General features: G+C 64.4%; 11 protein-coding genes and 1 pseudogene. 5 read left to right on the forward strand and 7 right to left on the reverse strand.

From position 1 onward, the window contains the following. Positions 1-317 precede the first annotated feature (317 nt). From ACZ5KU_RS14675 to ACZ5KU_RS14690, 4 genes are read left to right on the forward strand one after another with little or no spacing between them, the layout of a single operon-like run. Entirely contained in the window at positions 318-776 is a 459-nt protein-coding gene (locus ACZ5KU_RS14675) for a chalcone isomerase family protein (RefSeq protein ID WP_464737409.1), read from the forward strand. A gap of 2 nt (positions 777-778) precedes the next feature. Then, complete coding sequence (locus ACZ5KU_RS14680; RefSeq protein WP_054057361.1) at positions 779-1,315, forward strand: DUF3833 domain-containing protein; 537 nt, start codon at positions 779-781, stop codon at positions 1,313-1,315. After that, entirely contained in the window at positions 1,312-1,617 is a 306-nt protein-coding gene (locus ACZ5KU_RS14685) for a DUF6482 family protein (protein ID WP_054057362.1), read from the forward strand. Before ACZ5KU_RS14680 ends, ACZ5KU_RS14685 begins: the two co-directional genes overlap by 4 nt. A gap of 8 nt (positions 1,618-1,625) precedes the next feature. Further along, complete coding sequence (locus tag ACZ5KU_RS14690) at positions 1,626-3,152, forward strand: cryptochrome/photolyase family protein (protein ID WP_464737410.1); 1,527 nt, start codon at positions 1,626-1,628, stop codon at positions 3,150-3,152. Here ACZ5KU_RS14690 and ACZ5KU_RS14695 read toward each other — a convergent pair. The 7 genes and pseudogenes from ACZ5KU_RS14695 to ACZ5KU_RS14725 all read right to left on the reverse strand — a co-directional run bounded on the left by ACZ5KU_RS14695 (position 3,147) and on the right by ACZ5KU_RS14725 (position 11,505). Next, positions 3,147-4,388, reverse strand: a complete 1,242-nt coding sequence (locus tag ACZ5KU_RS14695) for an MFS transporter (RefSeq protein ID WP_416773493.1) — start codon at positions 4,386-4,388, stop codon at positions 3,147-3,149. The genes ACZ5KU_RS14690 and ACZ5KU_RS14695 overlap by 6 nt on opposite strands. Positions 4,389-4,441: 53 nt before the next feature. Next, positions 4,442-5,941: a sensor domain-containing diguanylate cyclase gene (locus ACZ5KU_RS14700; protein ID WP_192842671.1), complete on the reverse strand. Its 1,500-nt coding sequence runs from the start codon at positions 5,939-5,941 to the stop codon at positions 4,442-4,444. A gap of 247 nt (positions 5,942-6,188) precedes the next feature. Beyond that, on the reverse strand, positions 6,189-6,920 hold the full coding sequence (locus ACZ5KU_RS14705; RefSeq protein ID WP_054057364.1) for a proteasome-type protease: 732 nt from the start codon (positions 6,918-6,920) through the stop codon (positions 6,189-6,191). A 73-nt stretch (positions 6,921-6,993) separates the two neighbouring features. Then, positions 6,994-7,794 (reverse strand): transglutaminase family protein, encoded by an 801-nt coding sequence (locus tag ACZ5KU_RS14710; RefSeq protein WP_054062221.1) that lies wholly within the window; start codon positions 7,792-7,794, stop codon positions 6,994-6,996. Further along, the gene (locus ACZ5KU_RS14715; protein WP_054057366.1) at positions 7,791-8,741 is read right to left on the reverse strand and encodes an alpha-E domain-containing protein; all 951 of its coding nucleotides are present in this window, start codon (positions 8,739-8,741) and stop codon (positions 7,791-7,793) included. Before ACZ5KU_RS14715 ends, ACZ5KU_RS14710 begins: the two co-directional genes overlap by 4 nt. Positions 8,742-8,744: 3 nt before the next feature. Next, positions 8,745-10,153, reverse strand: a pseudogene (locus ACZ5KU_RS14720) (circularly permuted type 2 ATP-grasp protein). A 437-nt stretch (positions 10,154-10,590) separates the two neighbouring features. Beyond that, positions 10,591-11,505: a LysR family transcriptional regulator gene (locus ACZ5KU_RS14725; RefSeq protein WP_054057368.1), complete on the reverse strand. Its 915-nt coding sequence runs from the start codon at positions 11,503-11,505 to the stop codon at positions 10,591-10,593. Positions 11,506-11,812: 307 nt separating this feature from the next. Between ACZ5KU_RS14725 and ACZ5KU_RS14730 the strand changes: the two genes are divergently transcribed. Continuing rightward, entirely contained in the window at positions 11,813-12,835 is a 1,023-nt protein-coding gene (locus tag ACZ5KU_RS14730; protein WP_054057369.1) for a zinc-dependent alcohol dehydrogenase family protein, read from the forward strand. Positions 12,836-12,992 lie beyond the last annotated feature (157 nt).

The following is a 12,992-nucleotide window of genomic DNA, read 5'->3' on the forward strand; positions in this document are numbered from 1 at the left end:
TAATTAACTGAATAGTTAATTTGAAATAATGCGACAAAATTTCGCAAGGGTCTGCCTTGACAAACGCAGATTAGCTCTCGTTGGCACGCTGTGCCCGCCACGCCGTCCTGATTTTCGCGGTGTCGAGGGCAGGGCGATCCGAACCTGCCCAGGGCTTCGGAAATTTATACAAAAACTTGTACAAGGATATATGCTTGTACAATATTCTCCGCTTCCGGTGTCCTGGTCATGACATGTAGAACCTCGGCGCTCAGCCTGTTCGTCCTCGGCCTGCTGCTGACGATCACGCCCCCGCCTGGGCGGATTGGCGCTCCGGGCTGCCGGGAGCGCGGCTGATCGGCACGGGCGAGTTCACCTGGTTCGGCCTGCGCCTGTACAGCGCCCAGGTCTGGAGTGCGGGGCCGGTACAGGGCTGGCAACAGCCGTTCGCCCTGGATCTGATCTACCACCGGTCGTTGTCCCGGGACACGCTGGTACAGGCCAGCCTGGATGAAATCCGCCGACTGGCCGACGGGCCGCTGCCCCCTGCCACCGAGGCGCGTTGGGCGCAGGCAATGCGCGAGGCATTCGTCGATGTCCGCCCGGGCATGCGCATCACCGGGCTGTATCTGCCGGGCCAGGGCTGTCGTTTCTATGTCGACGATCAACTGAGCCGGGAAATCGCCGACCCGGCCTTTGCCCGGTCGTTCTTCGCCATCTGGCTCGACCCGCGCGCCCGTGACCCACAACTGCGCCAGCGCCTGCTCGGCCTGGCGGGGAATTCGTCAGGAGAGTGAGCATGTACAGAAGTCTGCTGTTGATCTGCTGCCTGCTGTTGGGCAGTTGCGGCAACGTTGATGTCGATCGTTATGCCGGGGAGCAGCCGCGCCTGGACCTGGTGGAGTTCTTTTCCCGACCGGTGCAGGCCTGGGGCATGTTCCAGAAGCGTTCGGGCGAAGTGGTCAAGCGCTTCCAGGTGCGCATCGACAGCCGCCGTGAAGGGCAGAGCCTGATTCTCGACGAGCATTTCCTCTACAGCGACGGGACCCGCCAGCAGCGGACCTGGACGCTCACCCCGGATGGCCCCGGTCGCTGGCGCGGGACGGCCGGTGACGTGATCGGCGAGGCACGGGGGCAGGTCGCCGGCAATGCCTTGCGCTGGCGTTATCGCCTGGATCTGCCGGTCGATGGCCGGCACTGGGCAGTCGACCTGGACGACTGGATGTACCGCATGGATGACGACACCCTCATCAACCGCTCGAGCATGAGCAAACTCGGCGTGGAGATCGGGCAGATCACCCTGTTCTTCCGCCGCCTGCCGGAGGGCACACCATGAACCTGCAACACCTGACCGAGCTGGCCCACGCCGGCGCCATCGATGAGCTTGAACTGCTGTCCCTGGAGGGCGGTTTCTATGTCCTGCGCGCACTGACCGGGACCGGGCCGCAAACCTTGTGCGATGCCCGAGGCGAGGTGATGCACCTGCGCTCGACCACCGAACTGCGACAATTGCTCGCCGATGTACCGCCGTTGCGCTGCACGCTGGTGCAGCACGTGGTGCACGATGAGATGTGCGGGCAGCGCAGCGGCCCGATCGAACCCCTGCGGGTGCCGGTGACGCTGGCCAACCAGTGGTAGCGCAGGCGGTGCGGCTGGGCCTGGTGCTGGGCGACCAGCTTTCGTTCGATTTGGCGGTACTGCGCGCACTGGACCCGACGCGCGATGTCCTGCTGATGGCCGAGGTCGAGGGTGAGGCGCGCTACGTGCCCCATCATCCACAGAAGATCGTGCTGATCTTCAGCGCCATGCGCCATTTCGCCCAGGCCCTGCGTGAGCGTGGCTGGCGGGTGCATTACGTGCCGCTGGACGATCCGGGCAATACGGGCAGCATCGCCGGCGAGCTGCGCCGCTGGCAGGCCGGGCTGGGCGTTGAGGAACTGCACGTGACCGAGTGCGGCGAATGGCGCCTGGAACAGGCCCTGCGCGACTCCGGGTTGCCCCTGGTCTGGCACCGTGATACCCGCTTCCTGTGCTCGCGGGAAGCCTTCGCGCGCTGGGCTGCCGGCCGCAAGCAATTGCGCATGGAGCACTTCTACCGGGGCATGCGCAAACGCTGCAACCTGTTGCTGGAGCCCGACGGTCGCCCGGTGGGCGGTGCCTGGAACTTCGACGGCGACAACCGCAAAGCGTTGCCCCGGGGCTTGCGCGGGCCATTCCCGGCACATTTTGCCCGGGATGCGACCACGGCGGCGGTCGTGGACCTGGTCCGTGAGCGTTTCCCTGAGCACTACGGCGCGCTCGACACCTTCGACTATCCGGTGACCCACGACCAGGCACGGGAGCTGTGGGCGCATTTCCTCGAGTTCGGCCTGGCGGCCTTCGGCGACTATCAGGATGCGATGGCCGAGGGCGAGCCCTATCTTTTCCATGCCCGTATCAGTGCCGCGCTGAACATCGGCCTGCTGGATGTCCGCCAGCTGTGCGAAGACGTCGACAGCGCTTGGCGCGAGGGGCGGGTGCCCCTCAACGCCGCCGAGGGTTTCATTCGCCAATTGATCGGCTGGCGCGAGTACGTGAGGGGCATCTACTGGCTGCGCATGCCCGAATACGCCGGGCTCAACTACCTGGGTAACGAGCGTGGATTGCCGGAGTTCTACTGGACGGGGAAGACCCGCATGCGCTGCATGGCCCAGGTCATCGGCCAGACCCTGGAACTGGGCTACGCCCACCATATCCAGCGGCTGATGGTCACCGGCAATTTTGCGCTGCTGGCCGGGATCGCGCCGCCTGCGATCTGCGAATGGTACCTGGCCGTCTACCTGGATGCCTTCGACTGGGTTGAACTGCCCAACACCCTGGGCATGGTGATGCATGCCGACGGCGGCTACCTGGGGTCCAAGCCCTATTGCGCCAGTGGTCGCTATATCCAGCGCATGTCCGACCATTGCAAGGCGTGCAGCTACAAGGTCGAGCGGGCGGTGGAGGAGGATGCCTGCCCATTCAATGCGCTGTACTGGCATTTCCTCATCCGCCATCGCCAGCCGCTGGCGGCCAACCCGCGGCTGGCCCTGGTCTATCGCAGCCTCGACGGCATGTCGCAGGCACGGCGTGAGGCCTTGTGGCAGCGTGGCGAGACCTTGCTGCAGCGCCTGGACAGTGCCGAGGTGTTATGAAAAGGCCACTTGCGGGGCCGTTCGAGCGCGGGTTTCCGGCAGGGCGAGCAACACCAGCATGAAGGCGGCCGCGGCGATGGCGGCCAGCGTCAGGAAGGCGGCATCGTAGCCGGCCGACTGGACCACCAGCCCGGCGAGCCCCGGGCTCAGCGCCGCACCGAGGCCGAACACCGTGCTCAGCGCACCCAGGCTGACATTGAAGCGGCCACTGCCCTCGGTCAGGTCCTTGACCACGATCGGGAACAATGCGCCGAAGATCCCCGCGCCGATGCCGTCGAGCAGTTGCACGCCGACCAGCCAGAACGGGTTGTCGGAGACCACGTAGAGTGCGCCGCGCAGCGGCAGGATGAGAAAGCCGGCGAGCAGGAAAGGCTTGCGCCCCCATTGTTCGGCCTTGGCGCCCACCAGCAGTGCCATCGGTACCATCACCAGTTGCGCCGCGACGATGCAGGCGGAAGTGAGCGGCGTGGCCAGGTGCAGATCGACCTGCGACAGCTTCTGGCTCACCAGCGGCAGCATCGCCGCGTTGGCCAGGTGGAAGAGGGCGCAGCACACGGCGAACAGCAGCAGGGTGCGGTTATGCAGCAACAGCGCAAGGCCGGCCGGGTGAGCGTCGCCCGCTGGCAGATGGGCCAGGCCACGTGCCACCTGGTGATCGATGGCCGCGCCGGGTATCCGACTGACCGCGATGAGGCTGGCCACCGTCATCACCGCCATCAGGTAGAACACCACCACGGGCCCGTACAGGTAGGCCAGGCCACCGGCCAGCAGGGCCGAGCAGGCATTGCCGGCGTGGTTGAAGGTTTCATTGCGGCCCACGCGCCGAGTAAAGGCCTTGGGGCCGGTAAGGCCCAGGGAAATGGCGGCAATGGCCGGGGCGAACACCGAGCCGGCCAGGGCGCTGGCGGTCTGCGTCAGGGCCACCAGCCCGAACGACGAGACCATCGGCAGCAACAGACAACTGCCGGTGACCAGCAGGGCGGCGATCACCACCACCGCGCGCTTGGCTGGCGTCCTGTCGATCAGCGCGCCGGCCGGCGTCTGGGCCAGCAGTGCAGCGATGCCGGCCAGGGTCATGACCAGGCCGATGCTCGCCGGCTGCCATTGGTGCACGGCCAGCAGATAGATCGCCAGGTAAGGCCCGAGGCCGTCGCGCACGTCCGCTAGGAAAAAGTTCAGCCAGTCAAGCGCACGGTTGGAGGAAGCGGTTTGCCGGAAGTCGTTCAAGGATGCGATCTCGATTGGCCAGAGGAGGGGGACACCATCAGCATGTGCCTTGCCGGCCTGTTTCAGCCGACATGCAGGCGGTTGCGCCCGGCCTCCTTGGCGATGTAGAGCGCCTGGTCGGCACGTTCGAGCAGTGGCTGCCAGTTGTCGAGGTCAGTTTTCGTGGCGCAGGCAATGCCAATGCTGACGGTCACCTGTGCAAAGGGACTGCTCGGGTGAGCGATAGGTTCCAGAGCCAGGCGTTCGAGCATCAGGCGCGCGACCACGGTGGCGCCGGCGCTGTCGGTATCGGGCAGGATCACGGCCATCTCTTCACCGCCGTAGCGCGCCAGCAGGTCGGGTGGACGGCGAATGCAGGTCGAGAGCAGCCGGGCCACCTGTTGCAGGCAGGCGTCGCCGGCGGGGTGGCCGTAGGTGTCGTTGTAGCGCTTGAAATGATCGATATCGATCATCAGCAACGCCAGCGATGTCCCGTTACGACGGGCTCTGCCGACTTCCTGCTCCAGGGCTTCGTCAAAGCAGCGCCGGTTGGCGAGGCCGGTCAGGGCATCGTGCATCGCCAGGCGTTCGAGTTGCTGGTTGCTGTCGAGCAACTGTTGCTGGGTCAGCCGCAGTTCGTTTTCCACCGCGATACGGCGGTTGATATTGCGTATCAGCATCCAGCCGATGGTGCCTGTGACCACCAGCAGACCACACACCACCAGCAACGACAGCAGTGCCTCCAGTTGCCAGGCCGCCAGGGCTTCACGCTTGCCCAGGGCCACGGTGGTCACCAGGGGCAGCTTGTCGCTCTTGCGAAACGCGTACAGGCGCTCCACCCCGTCCAGGCTGGAGGTGAAGGAGGCGGTGCCCACCGTCTTGTCGATCAGGTACTTGGCGTAGATCGGCGACTTGGAGAAGTTGCGACTCATGTCCTGCTCCCGAAACGGGTAGCGCACCAGCATCGAGCCGTCGGTGTAGGACAGACCGATGGCGCCCTCCTGGCCCACGTCGATCTGGCCGAACAGGCGCAGGAAGTTCTCCACCCCCAGCGTAACGGCCACCACGCCGGCGAACCCGCCGTCGGCGTCGTTGAAACGGCGACTGATGGTGATCACCCATTCATTGTTGGTGCGGCTGCGGATGGGCAGGCCGATGAACGGCTCGCGCGATGGGTCGTCGCGGTGATGGATGAAGTAGGCCCGGTCGCTGCTGTTGGCACCGACCGGTATCGGGCGGTTGGACGACATCAGCCAGTGTCCGTGCCTGTCGTACACGGTAATGCCGCTCATCTGCGGCATCAGGGGCTGCTGGCGGCTGACCAGTTGGCTCAGGCGTTCGATCTGGGCGGGCCCGCTGCCTTCGGTTTCCAGGCGCTCGACCAGGCCGAGCAGCAGCAGTGAGCTCTGCCTGACGATGCCTTCGGAATAGGTGGATAACGCCTGGGTCAGGTTCAGGCTGTGGGTGTTGATTTCCTCCAGCGCCCGCTCGCGGGAGGCCATCACTTTCCAGAGCGTCAACGAGGCGAGTGAGCAACCGATGATCGATAGCAGAAGGACAACGAGGTGGATGTCACGCTTCACGTCAATACCTGATAGGAGTCCGAATTCCTGGGCCGGCGACCCTTTCCGAAGGGGGCATAGCACAAAGCCATTCCTGGTTTCGGGCAAAGGATACAGGGACTCGGGTCGGGATGCAGTAGCCAGTCGGTGGCAGGCGCCTGCAAGGGGGACTGCGCCCGCTTGCACTCGAGTCGCAGGCGCACCGCACGGACAAGGGGCACCTGCCAGGAAAAACCTCGATGAACGAAAGGTCCGGTTACGGGGGACGTCAGGCCATGTAGTCTTTGGGCGGTGCCGGCAGATCGGCTAGCAGGTCCCTGAGCCCGGTGCACCACTGGTTGCGGATCTGGGCGTAGTAGGGATCGTCCTGGGTGATGCGATAGCTTTGCGCCGGCCCGAAAGCGTCCTTGCGATACACCAGCAGGTCCAGGGGCATGCCCACCGACAGGTTGCTGCGGATGGTCGAATCGAACGAGATCAGGCCGCAACGCAACGCCTCGCCCAATGACGTCTGGTACGTCAGGTTGCGATCGAGGATCGGTTTTCCGTACTTGCTTTCCCCCAGTTGCAGGAACGGCGTGTCCTCGGTGGCCTGGATGAAATTGCCTTGCGGGTAGATGCTGTAGAGGCCCATCGGTCCGCCGGCAATCTGCCCACCGACCAGAAACGAGCAGCTCAGGTCGACCTTGCTCGCCAGTTTGCTGCGATCGCGGATGACGACCTCACGGATGGTTTCGGCCACCAGCACCGTTGCGTCATAAAGCGTACGGACATTCAACAGGTGGTTGCCCGTGCCGTTGCAACGCTGTCTGAGCAGGTTGACCACCGATTGCGAGGTGGCCAGGTTGCCCGCGCTCTGCAGAACGAGCAGCCGCTCGCCCGGCGTGCTGAAAATGAACAGTTTGCGAAACGTCGAGATCTGGTCGATCCCGGCATTGGTGCGTGAATCGGAGACAAACACCAGCCCGTCGGCAAGGTGCATGGCCACGCAGTACGTCATGTGTTTTACCTGTGTACGTTGGATGCCCCGCCGTCATGGCGACGGCGGGGCGCGCGGGTTGAAGTGGAGGGGCCTACTGTTGCTGTTGCCCCTGTGGGAGCGAGGTGACCTTGACCTGCGCCAGCATCGACTCGGCTCCGCCTCCGCGGCGCATGCCGCGTACCGGACAGGCATCGAGGTAGTCCAGGCCCACCGCCAGTTTCAGGTGACGATCGGGCCTGGCCAGCCGATTGGTCACGTCGAAGCTGTACCAGCCATCCTCCAGCCAGGCCTCGGCCCAGGCGTGACTGGCCAGGTGGTTTTCATCCTCGGTGCACAGGTAGCCGGAGACGTACCGGGCCGGGATCCCCAGGCTGCGGGCGCAGGCAAGAAATGCATGGGTATGGTCCTGGCACACGCCCACCCCGGCGGCGAACGCCTCGGCCGCGGTGCTGTCGACCGCGGTCGTGCCAGGGCTGTACGGCATGCGCTCGGCCAGGCCCGCCATCAGTTCGATCAGGGCGGCACGATCACGGCGGCGGCCGCAACGTTGTGTGGCAAAGTCGATCAGGGCCGCGTCGGCCAGGGTCAGGCGGCTGGTACGCAGGAACGGCAAGGGCGACTGGCTGTCGTGTTCGACTTCCAGCGACTGGTCGATTTCCACCTGCCCGCAGGCACTCAGCGCCAGGGCGCTGTGGGGCTCTTCCAGGGTCAGGACGTGCAGCACGTTGCCATAGGGGTCGATCTGGCTCCGTACCTGGCGGGGCATCTGCACGCGCCAGTCGAGGATCTGCTGGCGCTCGGTGCTCTTGGGCGTCAGGCGCAGGAACTGGATGCTTGCGCTCACCGGGTTGGCGTAGGTGTAGCGAGTGTCGTGGTGTATGGCGAGCTTCATACGACCTCCAGGTAGGAGTGGTGAACCGTCTGGCCGAGTTGGCGGATGCATTCGATGAAATCGGTCAGCCAGGGGTGCAGGCCGGCCTCCAGGATCTCGTCGATGTCGGTGTAGCGCAGGCGCGCGTTGAGTTCCGCGGCCATGCGCTGCGAGGCGCGGCCACTGTTGCTGGGCAGGCCGGCGAGGATGTGGTCCAGTTCTTCGATGCACGCATGCAGTGAGCGCGGCACGTCGGCGCGCAACAGCAGCAGTTCGGACACCTGCCTGGCGCTGGGGGCATTGCGGTAGATCTCGTTGAAGGCCTCGAACGCCGACAGGGCGCGCAGCAGGGCGCTCCACTGGTAGTAGCCGCGGGCCGAATGGTCGCTGACTTCCTCCGACGCCTCGCCGAACATCTCGTAACGCACGTCCAGCAGGCGCAGGGTATTGTCGGCCCGCTCGATGAAGGTTCCCAGGCGGATGAAACAGTAGGCATCGTTGCGCATGATGGTGCCCGCCGTGGCGCCACGGAACAGGTGCGAGCGCTCCTTGACCCAGTCACAGAACTGGCTCATGCCGTAGCGGGCCAGGCCATTGCTGGCGATCTTGCGCATTTCCAGCCAGGTGGCGTTGATGTTCTCCCACATGTCGGCGGTGATCCGCCCGCGCACCGCATGGGCATTGGTGCGCGCCGCCTGCAGGCAGCAGTAGATGCTGCCGGGGTTGGTTTCGTCGAAGGCGAAAAAATGCAGCATGCGCGCGGTGTCGAGCGCGTCGTGGCGCCGGTTGTAGTCATCCAGGGTGCCTGCCGCCAGCAGCGACATGGCCAGCTCGGCCTGGCCGTCGGTGCGGCCGGCCTGGGGCATCAGCGACAGCGAGTAGCTGACTTCGAGCATGCGTGCCAGGTTCTCGGCGCGCTCCAGGTAACGGGACATCCAGTAGAGGTCCGCAGCGGTTCTTGAAAGCATGTGTCAGTCCTCCACTACCCAGGTGTCCTTGGTGCCGCCGCCCTGGGACGAGTTCACCACCAGCGAGCCTTCACGCAGGGCCACCCGCGTCAGGCCACCGGGGACCAGGCGGGTTTCGCTACCCGACAGGACGAACGGCCGCAGGTCGATATGACGCGGCGCGATGCCGTTCTCGACGAAGGTCGGGCAGGTCGAAAGGCTCAGGGTCGGTTGGGCAATGTAGGCCTCGGGGCGGGCCTTGAGCCGCGCGCGGAAGTCTTCGATTTCCGCCGCCGTGGCGGCCGGCCCGACCAGCATGCCGTAGCCGCCGGAGCCCTGGGTTTCCTTGACCACCAGTTCCGGCAGGTGCGCCAGCACGTGGGACAGCTCCTTGGGGTTGCGGCATTGCCAGGTCGGGACGTTCTTGAGGATCGGTTCCTCGTCGAGGTAGAAGCGGATCATGTCGCCGACGTAGGGGTAGATCGACTTGTCGTCGGCCAGGCCGGTGCCCACGGCATTGGCCAGCACCACGTTGCCCGAGCGGTAGGCGGCAATCAGGCCGGGCACCCCGAGCAACGAGTCGGGAGTGAAGGACAATGGGTCGAGGTAGGCGTCGTCGAGGCGCCGGTAGATCACGTCCACCTGTTTCGGGCCGGCGGTGGTGCGCATGAAGACATGGTCGTCGCGCACGAACAGATCGGCCCCTTCGACCAGTTCCACGCCCATCTCCCGGGCCAGGAACGCGTGTTCGAAATAGGCGCTGTTGAAACGACCCGGGGTCAGCACCACGGCGGTGGGGTTGTCCAGCGGGCTGGCGCTCTTGAGGGTGTCGAGCAGCAGGTTGGGGTAGTGGTCGATGGGCGCCACGCGCTGGCTGGCGAACAGCTCGGGGAACAGCCGCATCATCATCTTGCGGTCCTCGAGCATATAGCTCACGCCGCTGGGGTGCGCAGGTTGTCTTCGAGCACGTAGTAGCTGCCATCGCCGTCACGCACCAGGTCGACCCCGGCGATGTGCGCATAGATGTCGCGGTGCAGGTCCAGGCCCTGCATGGCAATCTGATAACCCTCGTTCACCAGCACCTGTTCGGGCGGGATGATGCCTTGCTTGAGAATGCGCTGGTCGTGATAGACGTCGGCCAGGAACAGGTTCAACGCCTGCACCCGTTGAATGCAGCCGCGTTCGACCATTTGCCATTCGCTGGCCTTGATGCTGCGGGGGATGATGTCGAAGGGGATCAGGCGCTCGGTGCCCTGTTCGTCCCCGTAGAGGGTGAAGGTGATACCGGCGCGGTGGAACAGCAGGTCGGCTTCGCGACGGCGCTGCTCCAAAAGTTCGGGCGGTGTATCCGCCAGCCAGTGTGCAAACGGCTGGTAATGGGGGCGGCAGGCACCGTCCGCGTCATACATTTCGTTGAAAAAATCTCGGGACATATCGCACTCCTTGCCGTTCAAGACGACGGCATTTTCCTTCTACCTGGCTATTTCACGATGCGAGACCCTGCGAGAGATGATCGAGTACTGGCTGTGGGGGCACCTCAGTGTGCGTTATCGACTTCCAGCGGCGCTTCGGATCGGCGCCGCTTGCCTTTCCATGCTGGTGGCCTGGCTCACATTTTTCTTTGGTGAACGAAGACTTGCGCTGGTAGGCAAGCTTTAGCAATAACGATGCCGGAAAACCGCAAGTGCAGAAATCGACCGCTTTTCCCGGGTGGGATGATCGATTTTGCGGCCTTTATATCGGTTCTCGGCGCCGGGGCCGGATGATGCGGGAAGACCAGGCGCCGGGGCTGTTCCCGCGACACAGGGTTGCGCACCAAAATGGCGCGCCGGAGGAGGGCGGTTGCACCTGGCGCAGGGACTTGCAGCGTTTAGAGGCTATCGGGGTCCCCGCAGAACATCTGAATCCGCGAACGCAGCCAGCGTTCGCCCGGATCGTTGTCCTGCGAACCGCGCCAGGCCATGTGCAGCTCGAAACTCTGCACCGGAATCGGCGGGTCCTCGGCCCGCACGCCACCGGCGGCGGTCAGGGCATCGGCGGTGTAGTCGGGGATGGTGGCGATGATGTCGGTGCCGCTGATCAGCGTACCCAGGCCGTTGAACTGCGGGACCGCCAGCACCACATGGCGCTTGCGGTCGAGTTTCTCCAGCTCGGTATCGATGAAGCCGCTCAGGTCGCCGGCGAAGGACACCAGCGCATGGGGGCGCGAACAGAAGTCATCGAGGGTCAGCGGGCCGGGCATGGTGTCGGCGCGCAGCACCTTGGGCGAGCTGCGGCGCAGCACCTTGCGCTTGGCATTGGCGGGCAGGTCGGAGGTGTAGCACACGCCAATGGAGATTTCGCCGGAACTGAGCTTGGCCGGAATCAGCAGATAGTTGACCCGGCGCACCACCAGCACGATGCCCGGCGCCTCGGCGCGCAGGCGTTTGAGCAACTGCGGCAGCAGGGCGAACTCGACGTCGTCGGACAGGCCGATACGGAACACCTGGGTGCTGGTGGCCGGGTCGAACTCGGCGGCGCGGCTCACTGCCGTGGAGATCGAGTCCAGGGCCGGCGAGAGCAGGGCGAAGATTTCCTCGGCCCGGGCCGAAGGTTCCATGCTGCGGCCGGTACGTACGAACAACGGATCGTCGAACAGGTTGCGCAGGCGCGACAGCGCCGCACTGATCGCCGGCTGGCCGAGAAACAGCTTTTCCGCGGCCCGGGTGACGCTGCGCTCGTGCATCAGGGTCTCGAACACGATCAACAGGTTCAGGTCGACGCGGCGCAGGTCGTTACGGTTCATCGGGCTCGCTTCACAGGAGGGTCAATAACGTAAGAGGTGAATCTTACGGGCAAAACCGTCTGATTCGCACTGGAAAAATGAACTTTCCTATTTCGCCGGGGAATGGCGGCGTCTGGTCCCCGATTTCGGGGCCTGTCCGGCCGGCAAAAGCGGCTTTTCTCACAGCTGCGGCCCGCTGCGGCTGACATTGTGTACAATGCCCCCGAATCAATGACAGGCATGTCGACTATTAACGGGCACGGATAGTGTTCCCCACAAAGCCCGGATAGAGTTCGTGTCATTAGAAGTTCATTTGGCGAGGTTTGCGATGTCCCGCACGATCCGTTTTCACAAGTTTGGTTCGGCCGAGGTGCTCAAGTGCGAAGAGCATGCGACGACCTTGCCCGCACCGGGCGAAGTGCAGGTGCGTGTCGAGGCGATCGGTATCAGCTGGTACGACGTGCTCTGGCGGCAGAACCTGGCGTCCTCCCACGCCCGTCTGCCGGCCGGTATCGGTCATGAGATGGCCGGCGTGGTCACGGCGGTCGGCGATGGCGTGGATGACCTGGCGGTCGGTGACAAGGTCGCCAGCTTCCCGGCCCAGAGCCCCAACGACTATCCGGTGTACGGCGAAGTGATCCTCATGCCGCGCTCGTCCCTGACCCGTTATCCGGATGTGCTGACGCCGGTCCAGGCCAGCGTTCACTACACCCCGCTGTTGATCGCCTATTTCGCCTATGTCGACCTGGCGCGGGTCAAGCCGGGGCAGTTCGCCCTGATCACCGATGCCAGCCACTGCGCCGGCCCGGCCTTCGTGCAACTGGGCAAGGCCCTGGGCGTGAAGGTGATCGCCGCGACCAAGACCGCCGAGGAGCGCGAATGCCTGCTGGCCCTGGGCGCCGAGAAGGTGGTGGTCACCGAGGAGCAGGATCTGCTGATGCAGATCAACAAGTACACCGATGGACGGGGTGTCGACATGGTCTTCGACGGCCTGGGCGGCCCGCAGATGTCGATGCTCGGCGATGTGCTGGCGCCGCGTGGCAGCCTGGTGCTCTATGGCCTGCAGGGCGGCAACCAGACGCCGTTCCCGGCCTGCGCGGCGTTCCAGAAGAACATCCAGTTCTTCGTGCACTGCATCGGCAACTTCACCGGCAAGCCGGAGCTGGGCATTGTGCAGGACCAGGCGGCAGTGCAACGGGCCCTGCGCGATATCAACCAGTTGACGGCCGATCGTGTGTTGCCGCCGATGGAGATTCGCGCGTTTCCCTTCGACGAGTTCGTCGAGGCCCATCGTTTCATGGACGCCTGTCCATGTCGTGGTCGCGTGGCGTTACAGCTCGATCCGGCCTGACGCCGGTCAAGGTGTCATCAGCCCCGTATCAGGCGACTGATACGGGGCTTTTTATTTTGTCCAATATTTTATCGCGGATGAACTTCTCCGGAATGCCTGTTTTACTGCAACTGAACTGGTTTTTTCAGAAATTCTGTATCTGTTAATCGTGCTCTAA

The sequence above is a fragment of the Pseudomonas sp. Tof1 genome (genome assembly GCF_055390395.1).

Coding starts and splice junctions, on each gene's coding strand:
- ACZ5KU_RS14680 (WP_054057361.1), top strand. CDS start 779: ATGTACAGAAGTCTGCTGTTGATCTGCTGCCTGCTGTTGGGCAGTTGC.
- ACZ5KU_RS14685 (WP_054057362.1), top strand. CDS start 1,312: ATGAACCTGCAACACCTGACCGAGCTGGCCCACGCCGGCGCCATCGAT.
- ACZ5KU_RS14705 (WP_054057364.1), bottom strand. CDS start 6,920: ATGACGTACTGCGTGGCCATGCACCTTGCCGACGGGCTGGTGTTTGTC.
- ACZ5KU_RS14710 (WP_054062221.1), bottom strand. CDS start 7,794: ATGAAGCTCGCCATACACCACGACACTCGCTACACCTACGCCAACCCG.
- ACZ5KU_RS14715 (WP_054057366.1), bottom strand. CDS start 8,741: ATGCTTTCAAGAACCGCTGCGGACCTCTACTGGATGTCCCGTTACCTG.
- ACZ5KU_RS14725 (WP_054057368.1), bottom strand. CDS start 11,505: ATGAACCGTAACGACCTGCGCCGCGTCGACCTGAACCTGTTGATCGTG.
- ACZ5KU_RS14730 (WP_054057369.1), top strand. CDS start 11,813: ATGTCCCGCACGATCCGTTTTCACAAGTTTGGTTCGGCCGAGGTGCTC.